Source organism: Pseudomonas sp. Leaf58 (assembly GCF_003627215.1).
Lineage (GTDB): Bacteria > Pseudomonadota > Gammaproteobacteria > Pseudomonadales > Pseudomonadaceae > Aquipseudomonas.
In genome coordinates this window covers 3076604-3096882 of record NZ_CP032677.1, presented here as the reverse complement: position 1 = coordinate 3096882, position 20279 = coordinate 3076604, and the positions used below count along the sequence as shown (strand labels likewise).

At 64.8% G+C, this 20279-nt stretch carries 13 protein-coding genes; 12 read left to right on the top strand and 1 reads right to left on the bottom strand.

Going from position 1 to position 20279, the window contains the following annotated elements; all coding sequences use genetic code 11:
* Positions 1-14: 14 nt before the first annotated feature.
* A complete protein-coding gene (locus tag DV532_RS14340; RefSeq protein WP_056802260.1) occupies positions 15-1703 on the top strand; it encodes a class I adenylate-forming enzyme family protein in 1689 nt (562 codons plus the stop codon).
* A gap of 108 nt (positions 1704-1811) precedes the next feature.
* Positions 1812-3170 carry a DUF1329 domain-containing protein gene (locus tag DV532_RS14335; protein ID WP_082477031.1) on the top strand — a complete coding sequence of 453 codons (1359 nt, stop codon included), beginning with the start codon at positions 1812-1814 and terminating at the stop codon, positions 3168-3170.
* A 1701-nt stretch (positions 3171-4871) separates the two neighbouring features.
* On the opposite strand, the gene DV532_RS14330 is transcribed toward DV532_RS14335, so the two are convergent.
* Complete coding sequence (locus DV532_RS14330; RefSeq protein WP_056801277.1) at positions 4872-6197, bottom strand: MFS transporter; 1326 nt, start codon at positions 6195-6197, stop codon at positions 4872-4874.
* Positions 6198-6437: 240 nt separating this feature from the next.
* Between DV532_RS14330 and DV532_RS14325 the strand changes: the two genes are divergently transcribed.
* From DV532_RS14325 to DV532_RS14280, 10 genes are all read left to right on the top strand, one after another.
* A complete protein-coding gene (locus DV532_RS14325; RefSeq protein ID WP_056801279.1) occupies positions 6438-7520 on the top strand; it encodes an alkene reductase in 1083 nt (360 codons plus the stop codon).
* Positions 7517-9370, top strand: coding sequence for a long-chain-acyl-CoA synthetase (locus DV532_RS14320; protein ID WP_056801281.1), 1854 nt, complete (start codon positions 7517-7519; stop codon positions 9368-9370). The genes DV532_RS14325 and DV532_RS14320 overlap by 4 nt, the downstream gene beginning before the upstream one ends.
* Positions 9363-10517: an MBL fold metallo-hydrolase gene (locus DV532_RS14315; RefSeq protein WP_082477007.1), complete on the top strand. Its 1155-nt coding sequence runs from the start codon at positions 9363-9365 to the stop codon at positions 10515-10517. Before DV532_RS14320 ends, DV532_RS14315 begins: the two co-directional genes overlap by 8 nt.
* The gene (locus tag DV532_RS14310; RefSeq protein WP_056801283.1) at positions 10495-12171 is read left to right on the top strand and encodes a DUF1302 domain-containing protein; all 1677 of its coding nucleotides are present in this window, start codon (positions 10495-10497) and stop codon (positions 12169-12171) included. The genes DV532_RS14315 and DV532_RS14310 overlap by 23 nt, the downstream gene beginning before the upstream one ends.
* 49 nt (positions 12172-12220) lie before the next feature.
* Complete coding sequence (locus DV532_RS14305; protein ID WP_056801285.1) at positions 12221-13432, top strand: thiolase family protein; 1212 nt, start codon at positions 12221-12223, stop codon at positions 13430-13432.
* A 5-nt stretch (positions 13433-13437) separates the two neighbouring features.
* Entirely contained in the window at positions 13438-14382 is a 945-nt protein-coding gene (locus tag DV532_RS14300) for an OB-fold domain-containing protein (RefSeq protein WP_056801286.1), read from the top strand.
* Positions 14383-14634: 252 nt separating this feature from the next.
* Positions 14635-15603 (top strand): YCF48-related protein, encoded by a 969-nt coding sequence (locus tag DV532_RS14295; RefSeq protein ID WP_056801288.1) that lies wholly within the window; start codon positions 14635-14637, stop codon positions 15601-15603.
* 10 nt (positions 15604-15613) lie between these two features.
* The gene (locus tag DV532_RS14290; RefSeq protein WP_056801290.1) at positions 15614-18016 is read left to right on the top strand and encodes an RND family transporter; all 2403 of its coding nucleotides are present in this window, start codon (positions 15614-15616) and stop codon (positions 18014-18016) included.
* Positions 18017-18171: 155 nt separating this feature from the next.
* Positions 18172-19407: a helix-turn-helix transcriptional regulator gene (locus DV532_RS14285; protein WP_056801292.1), complete on the top strand. Its 1236-nt coding sequence runs from the start codon at positions 18172-18174 to the stop codon at positions 19405-19407.
* A gap of 93 nt (positions 19408-19500) precedes the next feature.
* Complete coding sequence (locus tag DV532_RS14280; RefSeq protein ID WP_056801294.1) at positions 19501-20268, top strand: SDR family oxidoreductase; 768 nt, start codon at positions 19501-19503, stop codon at positions 20266-20268.
* Positions 20269-20279: the final 11 nt, after the last annotated feature.

Genomic DNA, 20279 nt, shown 5'->3' with positions numbered 1-20279 from the left:
GCTGGAGAACCCTGATGAGCATTGACCATTGGCGACAAGCCTGGGAGCAACTGATTGCCCCAGGCTCGCCTTTCGAAGTGGTGACCCCGGCCGACGGCGGCCCGCGTTACTTCCGCCACGCGCCGCGCAACCTGTTGCAGGTGATCGACGCGGCACGGGTGCATGGCGACAAGGAGTTTGTCGTCTGGCAACAGCAGCGCCTGAGCTTCGCCGCCTATTTCGACGCTGTCGACCGGCTGGCCGGGCAGTTGGCTGGTCCGCTGGGCCTGCGCCCCGGCGAGCGGGTGGCCATTGCCATGCGCAACCAGCCGGCCTGGCTGGTGGCATTTGCCGCCATCCAGCGGTGCGGGGCAGTGTGCGTGCCGCTGAACAGCTGGGGCCTGCATGATGAGTTGCTGCATGGCGTTGAGGACAGCGGTGCGCGTCTGTTGATTGGCGACGAGGCGCGCCTGGCGTTGCTGCAGGATGACCTGGCGGCGAGCGGGCGCACCTTCATCGTGGTCGGCCGCGCCGCCGCCGCCAAACTGCCCGCGCATTGCCTGCGCTACGAGGACCTGCTGGCGGCTGCGCCGCTGCCCGTGGCGGCCGTGGACATCGAGCCGCAGGCCCCCGCGCTGATCCTCTACACCTCCGGCACCACCAGCCGGGCCAAGGGCGTGTTGTCCAGCCACCGAGCGATCTGCCAAGCCCTGGCCGCGTTGGAGTTTCAGGGTGCGTTCTGCGCGCTGACGTCGCCCGAACGAATTGCCGGCATGCTCAGCAGTGGCTTTGCCTCGACCACCTTGATGGCGGTGCCGTTGTTCCATGTCAGTGGCCTGCATGCGCAGTTCCTCTCAGCCTTGCGCGGTGGCCGACGCTTGCTGCTGATGTACAAGTGGGACGCCGAGCAAGCGCTGGACCTGATCCGCGACGAGCGCTGCACCCAGTTCAATGGTGCGCCGGTGATGATGCAGCAGCTGCTGGCTTCGCCCCGTTACGGCGGCGCTGACACCGCCAGCCTGTTCGGCCTTGGCCTGGGCGGTGGCGCCTCGTCGGCCGGTTTGCTGGACGAAATGCTCGGGCGCAAGCCACAGGTGATTGCCGGCAGTGGTTACGGCCTGACGGAAAGCAATGGCATTGGCGCGGCGGTTGGCGGCGATGTGTTCGCCTACCGGCCGGCAGCGGCGGGCTGGCCGTTGCCGATCGTCGAGGTGTGCATTGGCGACGACCCGTCGCAACCGTTGCCTGCTGGCCGCGAAGGGCTGATCTGGTTGCGCTCGCCGACCTTGATGGAAGGCTACTGGAACCTCGCCGAGGCCAGCCAGCAGACCCTGCGCAACGGCTGGCTGGACACCGGCGACCTCGGTTACCTCGATGAACAGGGCTTCTTGTACATCAGCGGGCGGGTCAAGGACCTGATCAACCGCGGCGGCGAGAAAATTTCGGCAGTCGAGATCGAGACCTGCGTCAGCGACATGCCCGGTGTGCTGGAAGCGGCGGCGTTCGCTGTCGACCACCCGTTGCTCGGTGAAGTAGTGGCGCTGGCGATCCACGGTGCGGCAGCCAGCCTGCCGGCGGACCAGCAGGTACTTGCTTTCATTGCCGAACGCTTGGCGGCCTACAAGGTGCCGGCCCAGGTTTATCGCGTCGACCAGCCATTGCCACGCAACGCTACCGGCAAGGTGCTCAAGGCTGAGCTCAAGGCACGTTTGGGCAGCGTGTGATTGTTAGTCCCTCCGGACGATGCCGCGCCCGCCGGAACCGGAACAATGAAGCCATACCACAAGCCTTATCAGCGAAGGAGGCAGTACATGAAAACAACAACAGGTGTGATGCTTGCAGCCGCTTTAACCCTGAACACGGGCCTGATCACCGGCGCCTATGCGGCCGTATCGCCAGAAGAAGCCGCCCGGCTTGGCAAGGACCTGACCTGCGTCGGTGCCGAGCAGGCCGGCAATGCCGCGGGCACCATCCCGCCCTACACCGGCAAGTACCTGGGCCAGGTGCCGGGCTGGAACCACGTCAAGTTCTCCGGCGACCAGCCGGTGGACCCGTATGCCGATGAAAAGCCAATCCTGGTGATCACCGCGCAGAACATGGCCCAGTACGCCGAGCACCTGACCGAAGGGCAAAAGGCGCTGCTGAAGAAATACCCCAGCACCTACAAAATGAACATCTACCCGGGGCACCGTGACTTTCGTTACCCCGACTACGTGTGCCGCCGGGTCATGGAAAACGCCGTGAGCGCCAAGTTGGTCAACGACGGGCTGGGTGTCGAGGGCCTGGGCCAGGTGCCGTTCCCCATCCCCAAGAACGGCATGGAAGTGCTGTGGAACCACCAGTTGCCAGCACGCGCCTACACCGAGGAGAAAATCTCCGACCTCGCCTCGGTACTGCCTAACGGCAGCATCGGCTGGGGCCGCGCCCATGCGCGCAACCTGTCGCAGGCCAACTCACCGACGGTGGAGCCGAAAACCTCCGACATGATCCAGGCGATGAGCTACAACACCACGCTCAAGCCGGCCCGTGACAACGGTGTGATCAGCATTGCCCATGAGCCTTACAACTTCGTCACCTCATCGCGCCAGGCCTGGGCCTACAGCCCGTCGACCCGTCGTGTACGGCAGATGCCAGGGTATGGTTATGACCAACCGATGATCGGCACCAACGGCACCATGACCGTGGACGAGGACCGCCTGTTCAACGGCGCGCCGGAGCGTTACAGCTGGAAGCTGCTGGGCAAGCGTGAAATGTACATCCCGGCCAACGCCTTCAAGGCCAACGCCGGTACCGTCAAGTATGCCGAGCTGCTGACGCCCAACCATCCCAACCCGGAGTTCATGCGTTATGAGTTGCGCCGGGTGTGGGTAGTCGAGGCCGACCTCAAGGAAGGTTACCGCCATGTGTACGGCAAGCGTGTGCTGTTCATCGACGAAGACACCTGGAACGCGGTGATGGCTGACAACTACGATGCCCGTGGGCAGTTGTGGAAGCACGCCATGATCAATTACTACTACCACCCGGACATGAGTGGCTGGCAGGCGGGTTCGCAGTTTTTCATGGACCTGAATTCTGGGCAGTACACCGGGTACGGGATGACCAACGAGGCGAAGAAGGGGCCGATTCTCAACGAGAGCAAGTTTACCCCGGACATGTACACCGCCGATGCGGCGCGGGCGATTGGGCGTTGATGGGCTGAGGTATTCGCATGTGTAAAAGGCCTGGCAGGGGCGACCCTGGCAGGCCTTTTTTGTTGTGTTGCAATGTCGGGAAGTAGTGGCTGCGTTGAGGGGGCGGGAGATTGGGGGAGGGCTGCCAGGTGCCTGCCTTGGGATTTGCAGGGGGGCACACATCGAGCGCCGCCCGCGCGGCGCTTCGCGGCACAAGGCCGCTCCCACATCTGTTTCGGGCCAGTCACGCCTGTGAGGTCACCTCTGGGCGCCTTGTTTGTTCCATTCGATAGCGAAGGTTGCGCTGCTGCTTTTCATCCATCTCAAGCCATGCGCCAAGGCTGCAACCCACCTGGCACAGGAATAATTGGCCCGAAACAGATTGGGGTTGGGCTGATAGGCGCATGTCTTGAGATAGTTGGCGCCTGTGAGATCGAGCGCCGCCCGCGCGGCGCTTCGCGGCACAAGGCCGCTCCCACATCTGTTTCGGGCCAGTCACGCCTGTGAGGTCACCTCTGGGCGCCTTGTTTGTTCCATTCGATAGCGAAGGTTGCGCTGCTGCTTTTCATCCATCTCAAGCCATGCGCCAAGGCTGCAACCCACCTGGCACAGGAATAATTGGCCCGAAACAGATTGGGGTTGGGCTGATAGGCGCATGTCTTGAGATAGTTGGCGCCTGTGAGATCGAGCGCCGCCCGCGCGGCGCTTCGCGGCACAAGGCCGCTCCCACATCTGTTTCGGGCCAGTCACGCCTGTGGGGTCACCTCTGGGCGCCTTGTTTGCTCCACTCGATAGCGAAGGTTGCGCTGCTGCTTTTCATCCATCTCAAGCCATGCGCCAAGGCTGCAACCCACCTGGCACAGGAATAATTGGCCCGAAACAGATTGGGGTTGGGCTGATAGGCGCATGTCTTGAGATAGTTGGCGCCTGTGAGATCGAGCGCCGCCCGCGCGGCGCTTCGCGGCACAAGGCCGCTCCCACATCTGTTTCGGGCCAGTCACGCCTGTGAGGTCACCTCTGGGCGCCTTGTTTGTTCCATTCGATAGCGAAGGTTGCGCTGCTGCTTTTCATCCATCTCAAGCCATGCGCCAAGGCTGCAACCCACCTGGCACAGGAATAATTGGCCCGAAACAGATTGGGGTTGGGCTGATAGGCGCATGTCTTGAGATAGTTGGCGCCTGTGAGATCGAGCGCCGCCCGCGCGGCGCTTCGCGGCACAAGGCCGCTCCCACATCTGTTTCGGGCCAGTCACGCCTGTGAGGTCACCTCTGGGCGCCTTGTTTGTTCCATTCGATAGCGAAGGTTGCGCTGCTGCTTTTCATCCATCTCAAGCCATGCGCCAAGGCTGCAACCCACCTGGCACAGGAATAATTGGCCCGAAACAGATTGGGGTTGGGCTGATAGGCGCATGTCTTGAGATAGTTGGCGCCTGTGAGATCCAGCGCCGCCCGCGCGGCGCTTCGCGGCACAAGGCCGCTCCCACATCTGTTTCGGGCCAGTCACTCCTGTGTGGTCACCTCTGGGCGCCTTGTTTGTTCCGTTCGATAGCGAAGGTTGCGCTGCTGCTTTTCATCCATCTCAAGCCATGCGCCGAGGCTGCAACCCACCTGGCACAGGAATAATTGGCCCGAAACAGATGTGGGAGCGGCCTTGTGCCGCGAAGCGCCGCGCGGGCGGCGCTCGGTCTCCCAGGCGCTGCCACTCTAGAGGCAGGTACAGCCCCTAAACAGCCACAGCACCAATCACCTTGGCAGCGGCCAAGCCCTTGATCTGCGCCCGATAACGCGGCAAGGCCAACGCCAGAAACACCGCCGCCAACACCAACAACACCACCGAGGCCGCCAGCGCATACCGCAACGACTCCCCCTGCAACCGCGGCAGGAACAGATCACTGAGCATGCCAATCAGCAACGGCCCCACGCCAACCCCAAGCAAGGTCATAGCCATGACGAAGATCGCCGTGGCCTGGGCCAGGCGGTTGGCCGGGAACAGATGGGTAATCGCGCCCAGGCACGGTGTTGCCCACCACACACCAAAGAAGCCGAACGCGCTGTAGAACAGAAACGCCTGCGGCACCGGCGTGTCACCGATGTAGAAGGCGATGCCCTGTGGCCACAGGAAGTAGGCCAGGGCAAAGGGGATGCTGAGCAGGGTGCCCAGCAACGGCACGCCGATCTGCCAGCCAACATCACGTTGGGCCAGGCGGTCGGTGAGCATACCGCACACCAGGGTACCGATAGTCGACCCGGTGCCACCGATCACCCCCACCAGGAAGCCCGCTTGCTGCATGTTCAGGCCATGGGAGCGGATCAGGAAGCTCGGGCTCCAGGTGCCAATGGCGTAGCCGGCGATCGCCGCTGAGCCGCCGGTCAGCACCAGCCAGGTAAACGAGGGCATGCGCAGCAGCTCGACCAGGGTCTGCCGCCAGCTTTCGCTCGCTGCGGCGCTGGCCTGCTGCAATTTTACTGGCGCCGGCGTGCGCACGGTCAGCAACAGCACCAAGCCAAGGAAAATGCCCGGCGCACCAATTAGCAGGAACGCATAACGCCAGCCATGGTGCTGGGCAATCCAGCCACCCAGGCCCAGGCCGACGATGGCGCCCAGGCTTGAGCCAAGCATCAACACCGCCAGGGCCGTGGAGCGGCGCTGCGGCGGGTACAGGTCGGAGACCATTGCCACTGAGGGTGCGGTGCCGCCAGCCTCGCCAATGGCTACGCCGATTCGCGCCAGGACCAAGGTCAAGAAGTTGCTAGCCATGCCACAAAGCATGGTCATCAGGCTCCAGGCCATGCAACTGAAGGCAATCACCGGCTTGCGCCCGATACGGTCCGACAGCCGCCCCAACGGTAGGCCGAATACCGTGTAGAACACCGCGAAGGTAACCCCCGAGAGCAGCCCGATACCCGTGTCGGAAATGCCGAACTCCAGCTTCACCGGCTCGATCAGGATCGCCATCAACTGGCGGTCGATGTAGTTGAACACGTAGATGCTGGCCAGTACCAGCAAGGCGTAATGGGTACGCCAGGTCACAGGAGGGGATGGGTTCACTGTACGGCTCCGCTTCTTGTTTTAGATGCGCACGATGCTCGGCGCATCCTGGCGCGATTTCATCGTCTGTTCAGACCATTACCGGCGCCTGGCAACGGCCCGCGCCGGGCGTTTGCCGGGTAGCGCAATACTAGTCTCGACGGACGATGTTTCGCACCTGCCCAAGGTGAATCATTCAGCCCATGCCCGGTGTTTCGCGCCCCTTGCACACCGGTAACAAGAAGAACTGAAGGAGCTGAAATGAGCATGTTGTTCGAGCCTGTGCGGCTGGGCGAACTGCAGTTGGCCAACCGCATCGTCATGGCCCCGATGACCCGTAGCCGTGCCGACAGCCAAGGCGTGCCGGGCAGTGACATGGTTTCCTACTACCGCCAACGGGCCACTGCCGGGCTGATCGTGGCCGAGGGCACCGCGCCTTCCGCCAGCGGCCTGGGCTACTGCCGCACCCCGGCGATCTACAGCGCCGAACAGATTGCCGCTTGGCGCCAGGTGACCCGCGCCGTGCACGCCGAGGGCGGGCGCATGGTGCTGCAACTGATGCATGTGGGGCGTGCCGCCAGCCGTCATAACAAGCCGCAGGGCGCAGCGACGGTGGCGCCGTCAGCGATTCGTGCGCGCACCCAGTTGTTCAGCGATACCGCCGGCATGGTCGACACCGAGATGCCCGAGGCGCTAACGGTCGAAGGTATCGCCGGGGTGATCGACGACTACCGTCAGGCCGCGCTGAATGCCCGCGAAGCCGGTTTCGATGGCGTCGAGCTGCACTGCACCAGCGGCTACCTGCCGATGCAGTTCATGGCTGCCGGCAGCAACCAGCGCAGCGATCACTACGGCGGCAGCGCCGACAACCGCGTGCGCTTTGCCCAGGAGGTGCTCGCAGCCATGGCCGCGGCGATTGGCGCCGGCCGCGTGGGCCTGCGCCTGTGCCCCGGCAACCCCTACAACGACATCGACGACAGCGAGCCGGCCGTGACCAGTGCGGCGCTGTGCGCGGCAGTGGCGCCGCTGGGCCTGGCCTACCTGCACATCATGCGCTCGCCCGTACCCGGCCTGGATGCTTTCGCCCTGGCACGCCGCTACAGCCCGCAAGCGTTGATCCTCAATGACGGCTTCGACGCTGTATCGGCGCAGGCCGCCTTGGCGGCCGGGCAGGGCGCGGCCGTTTCCTTCGGCCGGCACTTCATCGCCAACCCCGACCTGGTCGAGCGTTTGCGCCACGGCCGGCCATTGGCGGGGTTCGACCGCAAGACCCTGTACACCCCCGGGCCACACGGCTACAGCGATTACCCCAGCTGGCAGGCCAGCCTGGAGGTGACGCCATGAACCTGCCGCAGGTGATGACCCCGGCACGCCAGCAACCGGTCAGCCGCGAGCAGACCCAGGCCTTGCTCGACCGGCGCAGTGCCGCCAGCGCACTGATCAAGCCGCGCGACCACTACACCTTGGCCGATCGCCTGGAGGCGCAGGCCGACGCCCACGCCGAGCGCCCGTTCCTCATCTATGGCGAGCAGGTGCTGAGCTACGCCCAGCTCGACGCGCTTGCCGACCAGATGGCCCATGCCTGCCTGGCGCGGGGCCTGGGCCCCGGCGACGTGTGCGCCTTGCTGATGGAAAACCGCCCGGCGTTCTTTGCCTGCTGGTTTGGCCTGGTCAAGCTCGGTGTGGTGGTGGCCTTCATCAACACCCAGGTCTCCGGTAAGCCCTTGCTGCATGCCCTGCAAACCACCGGTGCCAAGGCGTTGGTGGTCGGCGAGGAGTGCCTGGGTAGCCTGCAGGCCACCGCAGGCCTGCCGCAACTGCCGGTGTGGTTGGTCAACGATACCGAGCAGCCGTGGCCCGGCCCGCTGCCACACGGTGTCGACACGGCCTTCGCCGGCGACCTGGCAGCGGCCCCGCGCAGCCGTTTCCCGCGAGAGCTGCGTGCAGGCATCGAGGCGCAGGCGCCGACGCTGCTGATTTTTACCTCGGGCACCACCGGCTTGCCCAAGGCCGCGCGCTACAGCCACATGCGCTGGATGTCGTCGGGTGACGTGATGGAAGTGACCTTGCAGGCCACCGCCGATGATGTCTTTTATTGCTGCCTGCCGCTGTACCACGGCGCCGCCGCTACGTCGGTCACGTCCACGGCGCTGCGCGTCGGTGCCAGTATCGTGGTGCGGCGCAAGTTCAGCGTGCGCGAGTTCTGGCGCGACGTCGCCCGCCATCGCATCAGCGTGTTCCAGTACATCGGCGAAATCTGCCGCTACCTGCTCAACCGCCCAGTACAGCCTGGCGAGCGTGAACACAGCCTGCGCTGCATGCTCGGTGCCGGCTTGTCGGGCGACGCTTGGCAGCGCTGGCTCGAGCGCTTCGGGCCGATCCAGGTGTTCGAGGGCTGGGGGGCCACCGAGGCCAATACCAACCTGATCAACGTCGACAATTACCTGGGCTCCTGTGGCCGGGTACCTGACTGGAACCGCACCAACCTGCGCCTGGTGCGCTACGACGTGGAGAACGACTGCCACCCGCGCGACGAAAACGGCTTTTACCAGTTGTGCAAGGTCGGCGAAGTGGGCGAGGCAATGGGCTTTATCGTCGACCACCCCGACATCGGCGGTGGTCGCTTCGAGGGCTATACCTGCGCTGCCGCCACCGAGAGCAAGATCCGCCGCAATGTGCTGCAGGCTGGCGATGCCTGGTGGAGCTCCGGCGACCTGCTGCGCGAGGATGCCGACGGCTATTGCTACTTCGTCGACCGCATCGGCGATACCTACCGCTGGAAGAGCGAGAACGTCTCTACCCAGGAGGTGGCCGACGCCCTCAGCGACCTGCCTGGCCTTGAGCTGATCAACGTCTACGGCGTGCAAGTGCCTGAACACGAGGGCAGGGCGGGTATGGCCGCGGTGCTGATGCAGCCAGGCCACGTCTTTGACCCGCAGGCGTTGTACCAGCTGGCCGAGGCCCGTCTGCCGCGTTATGCCGCGCCCGTGTTCGTGCGGGTGAGTGCGGCAGCGGACATGACCAGCACCTTCAAGTTGCGCAAGGTCGACTTGCAGCGCCAGGGCTATTGCCCGCAGGCCTGCGCCGACCCGCTGTTCATCCGTGACGAAAACAGCCGCAGCTACCAGCCCTATTCGGTGGAAATGCTGGCGCAGGCCGGCCTGCCAGCGTTCATCGGTGGCCAACATGGTTGACCGCGACGGCAACGGCCACACGCTGGAGGGCGGCCTGCGCTACCCCTGGCCACAGGCGCAAGGCAGCGGCGAGTGGCGCGAGGTGCTGGACGGCGTGTGGTGGCTGCGCATGCCCCTGCCGTTCCGCCTCGACCACATCAACCTGTACCTGCTGCGCCATGCTGATGGCTGGGTGGTGGTGGACACCGGCATGAACACCGCGCACACCCGTGACGTGTGGGAGCGGGTGTTTGCCGAGCTGTTCGCCGGCCAGCCGGTGCTGGCGGTGATCTGCACCCATTACCACTCCGACCACGCCGGCGTCGCCGCCTGGCTCGCCGAACGCTATCGCTGCCCGGTGTACATGACCGCCAGCGAATACCGCTCGCTGTACATAACGGTGCCGCCCGAGCAGGCCCCGGGCTGGGACTTCTGTGACTTCCTCCTCAAGGCCGGCTTTACCAGCCAACAGGTCGACGAGCTGTACCGGTTGATCCAGAGCGGCCACTTCCGCCCGTTGCATTTCAACAGCTACCGGCGTTTGCGCGACGGCGACCGCTTGCCCATCGGCAGCCGCCAGTGGCGTGTGGTGATCGGCCGTGGCCATTCCCCCGAGCACGCCTGCCTGTATGCCGAGGATGGCAGCGTGCTGATCGCCGGCGACCAGGTGTTGCCACGCATCACCCCGACCGTGGGCGTGCATGCCACCGAGCCCGAGGCCGACCCGCTGCGCGACTGGCTGGCCTCGCTCGACCACCTGCGCGGCTTGCCGGACAGCGTGCTGGTGCTGCCCGCCCACGAGCGGCCGTTCTACAACCTGCACACGCGCCTGGACCAGTTGCAGGCGCATCACCAGGCCCAGTTGTCGCGGATGTTGGCCAGCTGTGACGAGCCGCGCAGCGCGCTCGAACTGATGGCCGTGCTGTTCCCCAAGCTGTCAGGGCGTTTCGACGAACTGATGGCGCTTGGTGAAACGTTGGCCCATGCCAACTACCTCATGGCCGAAGGGCTGCTGGTGCGCGAACGCCATCAGGCGCATTACCGCTACCGCCGGGGCCCGCAGGGGCAACCTGCGGTTGCACCTGGCCCGACGGCGACATTGAACATTCCTGGCAGCCAGGTGGTTGCCCATCAGGAGAGTCCGTGTGATCGACAAGAACAACAATAACGGTAGTAACGGTACTGGCCTTGCTGGCCGCGGCTTGCCCTTGGCCAGCCTGACGGCAGCGATTGCCCTGGCATCAGCGCCTACTTGGGCGGGGGAGACCATCGAGTTCGACAATGGCGCCACCATCGATTGGTCGGTGACCACCAGCTACGGCATCGGCGTGCGCCTGGCAAAGCCCAGCGACCGCCTGATGGGGGTGAACGCCGATGACGGCGACCGCAACTTCAACCAGGGCAGCCTGACCACCAACCGCCTGGGCGCACTGGGCGAAATGATCATGCGCATGGACAACTATGGCGCCGTGGTGCGCGCCAGTACCTTCTACGACGACGTTTATCACCGCAAGAACGACAACAACTCGCCGGCAACGGTGAACAAGGACGGTGACAACGACGAGTTCACCAGCGACGCGAAGTACTACAGCGGTGGCCGTACTCGCTTGCTGGATGCCTATGTGTTCGGCGGCTGGCGCTTCGACAACGACTCGATGCTCGACGCCAAGGCCGGGCGCCATATCGAGTCGTGGGGCGAAAGCCTGTATTACCCTGGGGTCAATGGCGTGCAAAACCCTTCCGATGCAGTCAAGGCCGCGCAACCAGGCGTCGAGGTCAAGGAGGTGCTGCTGCCGGTGGGCCAGGTGTCGGCTTCGTACCGTTTCAACCCGCAGTTCACCTTCGGCGCCTACATGCAGTACGAGTGGAAGGGCACCGAATTGGCCCCGGTGGGCAGCTACCTGTCGGGCACCGATGTGATTGGCCCTGGCCGTGAGTTTCTCATCACGCCGACCGGCAACGTGCCCTACCGGGGCACCGACGAGCCGCGCGACAGTGGCCAGTGGGGTGTGCAGTTGCGCTACCGGCCGGTACCGGCCGTGGAGCTGTCGCTGTTCCACGTCAACTACCACGACAAAAACCCAGCCACCGCGCTGGTCGGCTACAGCCCGGTGCCGGTCGGCGGGGGCTTGTCCGCCTTTGCCGCCAACGGCTATCGGGTGAAGTACTTCGAGGACATCAAACTCACCGGTATCAGCGCATCGACCAAACTCGGCGATACCCAGGTCGGCGCTGAATGGTCCTACCGCGACGGTGCGCCAGTGATGGTCAACACCGGCCTGGGGCCAACCCCGGCACGCGGCAAGGGCCAGCAGTTCCAGCTGTCGGCCATGCGTGTACTGGGCGACCGCCCCTGGGCCAGCCAAACCACGCTGACCGGCGAAATCATTCACGTGCGCGTCGACAGTGTCGAAGCCACTTCGGCAGCCGGCAACCTGCAGGGCGTGGCACTGCTGCCGAGCCTGCAACCTTTGGTCGGAGCCTCCGATGATTACACCTACAAAACCGCGACGGGCTGGCGCTCACGCGATGCCAGTGCCTACACCGTCGGCGCATCGTTCAGTTATCCGGGGGTTTTCCAAGGCTGGGATATGGAAGTGCCGGTGCGCTTCTCCAACGTGTTCAGTGGCGCGACACCCATGTCCGGGAGTATCTCCGGGGTGCAGGGCGACCGCCGCATCAGCGTAGGCACCACCTTCAAGTACCTGGGCAACCTGGAAGCCGCGTTGACCTACGTGGGTTATCTCGGCTCACCGGATGCGATCAAGCGCCCGTATGCCGACCGTGACTACGCCACCTTCTCGTTGAAATACACCTTCTGACCGTTCACCTGACAACGCTGGCGCCTGCGGGCGCTGGCACGGAGGCATCATGGGGCTCAAAGGCCACGCAGCAATCGTCGGTACCGCGCAGTACAAAACGGAAAAGTACGCCACCGCACCGAAGATGTTCCACCTTGAACAGGTCGCCGACCTGGCCGCCCAGGCCCTGCGCGATGCCGGCCTGCATGCCTCGGACCTGGACGGCCTGGTGATCAACGGGCCGCAGTTTCACGAAGCATCGGTGTTCGTCCCGGCCATGGCCGCCGAATACCTGGGCCTTCGGCTGAACTTCGCCGAAGTGGTCGACCTCGGTGGTTGCACCTCGGTCGGCATGGTTTGGCGCGCCGCCGCGGCCATCGAGCTGGGCCTGTGCCAGGCGGTGCTGTGCGTACTGCCGGCGCGTATGGCGCCATTGGGGCCGGACGAAGACCCAGGCTGGATGGCGCGGGCCATGCGCTTTGGTGGCCACAGTACGGCGTTTGGTGCGCCAGAGGCGGAATTCGACCTGCCCTATGGGCACATGGGCCAGAACACCGGCTACGCGATGATCGCCCAGCGCTACGCCGCGCAGTACGGTTACGACCCACGCGCACTGGCAAAAATTGCCGTGGACCAGCGCAGCAACGCCCAGGCCAACCCGCAGGCGATGTTCTTTGGCCAGCCGCTGAGCGTGGAGCAGGTGCTGGCCAGCCGCATGGTCGCCGACCCGCTGCATGTGCTGGAGATCGTCATGCCGGTGGCCGGCGGCGCGGCGCTGATCATCACTAACAAAGCGCTGGCCGCCCGTGCCCGCAAGCGCCCGGCGTTCATCACTGGTTTTGGTGAGCACCTGGCGTTCAAGTCGCCAACCTACGCCCAGGACATGGTGCACACGCCGATCGGCCCGGCCTCGCGCCGCGCCTTCGCCATGGCCGGGCTGAAACCCGCCGATGTCGATGCCGCACAAATTTACGACTGCTACACCATCACCGCCTTGCTGACCTTGGAAGACGCCGGTTTCTGCGGCAAGGGCGAGGGCATGGCGTTTGTCCGCGAGCACGACCTGACCTGGCGCGGTGATTTCCCCATGAACACCCACGGCGGCCAGCTTAGCTTCGGTCAGGCCGGTTCGGCCGGCGGTATGTCGCAGGTGATCGAGGCGGTTACGCAGCTTGCCGGGGCCGCTGGCGAACGCCAATTGCAGCGCTGCGACAGCGTTTACGTCTCCGGTACCGGCGGCGTGATGAGCGAGCAGGGCGCATTGATCCTTCAGGGAGCATAACGAGTATGTCGAATAACAAACCGATGCCGGTCGCCACCGAGATTTCCGCACCGTTCTGGGAAGGGCTCAAGGCCCGCCGCCTGCTGGTGCAGCAGTGTGCTGCCTGTGAGCAATGGCTGTTCTACCCCCGCCGGCACTGCCCGGCCTGCTTGGCGCCGGAGCCGGCGTGGCGCGAGGTGAGCGGCCAGGCGACCCTGTACAGCTTCACCTTGACGCGCATTCCGACCCTGCCGGACTTCATTGATGAAATGCCGCAGAAGCTGGCCGTGGTGGAGTTGGCCGAAGGGGTACGGATCAATACCACCCTGGTGGGGTTGGAGGAGGGGCAGATCCGCATTGGCATGCCGCTGCAGCCGGTATTTGCCCAGGTCGATGGCAACGGCAAGCGGCTGTTGCGCTTCACTGGCTTGGAGCAGGATGTCGCGCGCTTGGAAAGCCCGCCAGTGGTCGACCACGCAGCACCTGCCGAGGCCCCGGCGGCGCGCCTGCAAGTCGACTGCCAGGACCAGGCCGCGCTGCAGGCATTGGTTAGCGAGCAGTACAGCGACTGGAGCAACAGCGTGCTGGTGGACCAGGCGCTGATCGATGCCTTCGCCCAGCTGTCGGGTGATGACTACTGGATTCACACCGACCCTGAGCGCGCCCGGCGCAGCAGCCCATTTGGCGGCACCATTGCCCATGGCGCCTTGGTGCAGGTGCTGCAGTCGCGGCTGAAGCTGGCGTTGGGCTTCGAGATCACGGGCTTTACCACGCAGATCAACTACGGCTCCGACCGCTTGCGCTTCCCGGCGCCGGTGCCTGCTGGCTCGCGCATCCATGCCCGGGCCAGGGTCAAGGCGGTCGAGGTGAAGGCGCGCGGCACCCAGCTGACGCTGGAGATCAATACCCACGTGGTGGGCCAGGAGCGGCCGTCGGTGATCAACGACTTGGTGATTCTGTACCAGCGTTGAGGATGGCACCGGCGCCGCCGGTGTTCGCGGCTAAAGCCGCTCCTACAGGTATTGCGTCCCGTAGGAGCGGGCTTGCCCGCTGCGCCGGTGTTCGCGGGCCAACGATAGGACAATACCGACAAACCTTAAGCCATTTGGACGATGTTTCCCGAACCCGCCCAACCGACTATCCCCATGCCCCCCGCCTAACAAGAACAAGAGGAATGGCTCCATGGCTGCGTTGCCCATGCACCCCGATCAGGAGCGATACCCATGCGCTCGGTGATTGGCTACCTGGTCTGCCTGATCGTCGGCCTGACCATCATCTTTACTTTCCTGCCTCGCCCAGAAGCCGCCCCCGTCAATGCGCCGCTGCGTACCGACCGGGTGCAAGTCAATGCCTTGCTCGACCTTGGCCCACGCGTGCTAGCCGTGGGCGAACGCGGCAGCATTCTGTTCAGCGATGACCAAGGTGTCAGCTGGCAACAGGCAGCGGTCGAACCGCAACGCCAAGTGGCCTTGACCGCCGTGGTGGCACTCGATGCACAGCGCCTGCTGGCGGTCGGCCATGATGGCTGGATCCTGCGCTCCGAGGATGGCGGCCGGCAGTGGCGCGAGGTGCGCCACGATAACAAGCTCGGCGAGCCGCTGCTGGGCGTGTGGACAGCCGGTGGTGAGCGGGTACTGGCCTACGGCAGCTTTGGCAAGTTCTACCAGTCCGACGACGCCGGGGCGACCTGGCAGGCGTTGGCGCTGGACATCGACAGCGCTCACCTCAACGGCATGGACGGCGGCGCCGATGGCCGGCGCATGCTGGTCGGCGAGCAAGGCCTGGTGCTGCGCAGCCAGGACGGCGGTGGCCAGTGGCAGACGCTGCCGGCGTTCTACAGCGGTTCACTGTTCGGCATCGTGCGCCTGAGCGGCAACGATTGGGTGGCCTACGGCATGCGCGGGCATGTGTTCGTCAGCCATGACTTTGGCGAGCACTGGCGCCAAGTACCCATCGGCAACGCGCTGCCGCTGTATGGCCACACCCGCTTGCCGGGCGGTGGGCTAGTGATTGTTGGCGCCGGCGGTTCACTGGTGCGCCTGGATCAGCACGGCGAATTGCAAAGCACTACACGCCTGGTTGGGCACGGCACGCTGACCTCGGCGGCAATGGTGGGTTCACGGCTGTTGCTGGGCGGTGAACAAGGGGTTTTCGACGCCAGCGCGGGCAGCCTTGCCGCGCTGAGCCAATAAGAGGCAAACCATGAAAAAACCAGACACTCGCGCCGCACGTTGCGTCCAGGCCACGGCCAGCGCCTTGATGAAAGGGCGCAAAGGCCTGTTGTTGCTGTTCGTGCTGCTGACCCTGGGCCTGGGCTACAGCGCCACCCATACCCAGCTGGACCCAGGCTTCAACAAACAAATCCCGGTTCGCCATGACTACATGGTGAACTTCCTGCGCTTCAGCCAGTACTTCACCGGTGCCAACCGCTTCCTGGTCAGCGTGCGCTGGAAAGGCGAGGGCGACCTCTATAACCCAGAATTCCTCGACACCCTGCGCAAAGTCACCGACGACGTGTTCTTCATTTCCGGGGTCAACCGCGCCAGTGTCACCTCGCTGTTCACCGCCAACGTGCGCTACATCGAAATCACCGAAGCAGGCTTCTACGGTGATGTGGTGGTGCCGCCGCGCTTCAATGGCAGCGCTGCCGACCTGGCCCAGGTGCGCAGCAACGCTGCGGCCTCCGGGCAGGTCGGCCGGCTGCTCGCCAACGACCTGAAGTCGGCGATGGTGCGCGCCGACCTGCAGGACATCGACCCGCAGACCGGTAAACCGGTGGACTATGTCGAAGTCGCCAAGCGCCTGGAGGAGCTGCGCGCCAAGTACGCCAGCGCTGACATCGAAATCAGCATCGTCGGCTTCGCCAAGCTGGTAGGCGATGTGGTCGAGGGGCTGAACACGGTAATCGGCTTCTTCGTGATCGCCTTTGTCATCACCGCACTGTTGCTGTGGCTGTATGCACGGTCCTGGCGCCTGACCCTGGTCGCCCTGGTGGTGGCGCTGCTGCCGGTGGTGTGGTTGCTCGGCCTGTTGCCGCTGCTGGGGCTGGGCATCGACCCGATGTCGATCCTGGTGCCGTTCCTGATTTTCTCGATTGGCGTGTCCCACGCGGTGCAGATGACCAATGCCTGGAAGCAGGACGTGGTGGCGGGCGCCAGCGCCCAACAGGCCGCGCGTTCGGCCTTCTGCAAGATATTCATCCCCGGCTCGCTGGCGTTACTGATGAATGCCCTGGGTTTTGCCGTGATCATGCTGATCGACATCCCGATCGTGCATGAGTTGGGGGTCACTGCCTGCATCGGCGTGATGCTGATGATCATCACCAACAAGCTGATGCTGCCGATTATCCTCTCTTGGCTGCGCCTGGAGCCCGCCGCGCTGCAACAGGCCAAGGCCCGCGAGGCCGGGCGCCACCGCCTGTGGTGGCGGCTGTCGGCGCTGGCCGAACCGGGCCCGGCGTTGGCCGTGTTCGCCGTGAGCCTGGCGCTGCTGGTAGCCGGCGCCTGGAAGGCACGCGACCTGGCGGTGGGCGATATCGGTGCCGGCGCGCCGGAGCTGCGCAGCGACTCACGTTACAACCAGGACAATGCGCGAATCATCGGCAGCTACTCGATTGGCCTGGACGTGCTGTCGGTGTTCGTCGAGGTCAACGGCATCGAGGAGGGTTGCCTGTCGCCCGAGGTCATGCGTGCGGTCGAGGCCTTCGACTTCCGCATGCGGGCGGTCAGTGGCGTGCAGTCGGTGCAGAGCGTGGCCGGCATGGGTAAGCGGGTTATCGCCGGTAACAACGAAGGCAACCCGCGCTGGGCGGCCATCCCCGGCTCGGCCCGGGGCCTGAGCCAGGGCGCACGGGCGTACATGCCGGACGACGGCCTGGTCACCGAAGGCTGCCAGCAGATGCAGATTCTGGTGTTCCTCGCCGACCATGAAGGCGCCACCATCAGCCATGCCCTTGGCGAGGCTCGGCGCATCATCGCCGACGTGCGCACCCCGGCGGTCGACTTCCTCCTCGCCGGTGGCAACGTCGGGGTCATGGCGGCTTCCAACGAAGCGGTCAAGCGCGCCGAAGTGACCATGTTGGCGGCGCTGTTCGGCTCGGTGGCGCTGTTCTGCTGGCTGACCTTCATGTCGCTGCGTGCGGTGCTGTGCATTCTGGTGCCGCTGGCCATCGTCGCGATCCTGTGCAATGCGCTCATGGCCTTGCTCGGCATTGGCCTGAAGGTTGCCACCTTGCCGGTGATGGCCCTCGGCGTTGGGGTCGGCGTGGACTACGGCATTTACCTGTACGAACGCATTCAGCACGAGATGGCCGCCGGTGCCACGCTGCGCGAGGCGTTTTACCTGGCCATGTGCCAGCGCGGCACGGCTGCCGTGTTTACCGCCTTGACCATGTCCATTGGCGTTTGCACCTGGGCGTTCGCGCCGCTCAAGTTCCAAGCCGACATGGGCGTGCTGTTGTCGTTCATGTTCCTGGTCAACGTATTGGGGGCGATTTTCCTGTTGCCGGCACTGGCGGCGTGGTTCAACCGCGGGCGCCCATTGGTGGCCCGACAAACGGCGCAGCACGCGGTGCAGGTGGGCCAAACGGCAGAAGACATCCGGTAACAAAAAATAAACCCTGGCGCCCCTATTGTCGGCGCCGGGGCGGGGCAGCGAGACTGTGCCGCGAGCATCGACAGCAGCACCGGGCCAAGGCCTTGGCGCCGAAATTATAAAAATAACAAGGGAAGGCCACGCCTTACCCGAGCGAGGAGAAGACTGTGGAAAAAGCTGTCTTGACCCATGATGCACTGGCCAGACTCGGCTGCGACTTGGCGACCTTCGATCGCCTGGTGGGCGAAGTCTACGAAGGCGCCCTCGACCCCAAGCTGATGGCCAACGCGCTGACCAGCTTCCGTACCCTCTACGACGCCAATTACGTGACCTTGATCTTGCGCGTGCCGGACCAACCGGACATGGGTGTGATGATCATTGCCGGGGACATTGAAGGGGCCGGTGATGTGACCTACATGACCTACCCGCAAACCAACACCCCGTTTGCCAACCAGCCGCCAGACCAGGTGTTCGCTGTCGACGACGTCATGACATACCCCGAGTGGGAGCGCAGTGCCTACTTCAAGATGTTCTGCAGCCAGCAGGACGTGTACCACGTGATGGGCGCTGACATCTCCACACCCGATGGCGGCAAGTTGCGTTTTCGCATCACCCGGCCCAAGCGCTTGCCGAACTTCTCGGCCGATGAGCGCGCCCTGTGCGGTATGTTCGTGCCGCACCTGCGCCGCGCCTTGCAGATGCATAACCTGCTCGACCGCAGCGAGTCGCTCAGCGAGCTTTATTCGCAGGCCATCAGCCGCCTGTCGGTGGCCACGCTGGTGCTGGACGAAAGCGGCAGCGTGCTGCAGGTCAACCCGGTGGCCCAGGACATCCTGGCCAGTGCCGACGGGCTGAAGCTGGTGGGCGGGCGCCTGGAGGCGACCTACCCGAGTGATAACCGCGAGCTGCAGCGTTTGATTCGTGCGGCGTTCTCCGAAGATGCACCGAGAGGCGCCGAAGCCATGTCGGTGACCCGGCCGTCGGGGTTGGTCAACCTGGGCCTGGTGGTGGAGTCGATCCCTTCGCTGGACTGGGCCGACGAGCGCGGCCAGCCGGCAGCGCTGGTTTACATCCGCGATGCTGCCAGCAAGTCGCTGGCCAGTGAGGTGGTGACCAAGCAGCTGTTCAACCTGACCCGCGCCGAAACCGCGTTGGCCATGGAGCTGGCCAACGGGCTGTCGCTGGAAGAAGCCGCCGAAGAGCTGAACATTCGTCGCAACACGGCGCGGGCGCATTTGCGCTCGATTTTCTCCAAGACCGGGGTACGCCGGCAGACCGAGCTGGTGCGCATCCTGCTTAACAGCGTGGTTGCCCTGGGCAAGCCCAAGGTCGCGCTGAAGGCGGTCGAACGCCTCAAGGTCCCGCCACCAAAGCTGGCCGTGGCCACTGCGCGCAGCGCCTGAGGCGCGGCCGACGCGCCGGCTTTAGTCCGCAAGGACGATGCCGGCGCGTTTTGCTTCTGCCGATACTGGGCAGACCTATCCTGGAGATCGATTATGTCTGTTACAGCTATCAGTGGCAGTGCCTCGGGCATTGGCGCGGCGGTGGCTGCCGCGCTGCGTGCGGCAGGCCATGAAGTCATCGGCATCGACCGCGCCAATGCCGAGGTGGTGGCCGACCTTTCTACCGCGCAAGGCCGTGCGGCGGCCATTGCCGAGGTGCTCGAGCGCAGCGGCGGGGTGCTCGATGGCCTGGTGTGCTGCGCTGGGATCGGGGTGACCGCACCGTCTTGCGGCTTGATCCTGGCGGTCAATTACTTTGGCGTGAGCCAGTTGCTCGACGGTTTGCAAGGTGCCCTGGCGCAGGGGCGCAACCCGGCTGCGCTGGTCATCGGCTCGGTGGCCGCGACCCAGCCGGGGGCTGACCAGCAGGCGATGACCGCGGCGATGCTCGAAGGCGCCGAGGGCCATGCGCTGGAGCTGGCCAACGGCCTGGGCCAGCCGCATGTGGCCTATGCCTGTTCCAAGTACGCCATTGCCCATTACGCCCGGCGCCTGGCGCCGACCTGGGGCCAGCAGGGCATCCGCTTGAATGTGGTGGCACCCGGTGCGGTGCAAACGCCGTTGCACCAGGCGTCGCTGGACGATGCCCGCTTTGGCAAGGCTGTACGGGATTTCGTCGCGCCGCTGGGGCGGGCTGGGCGCCCGGAGGAAATCGCTGCGCTGGTGGCGTTCCTGCAGTCCGAGCAGGCGTCGTTCGTGCATGGCAGCGTAGTTTTCATCGATGGCGGTATGGACGCGATGGTGCGTGCGCCGCGTTTCTGACAAGGAAAAAG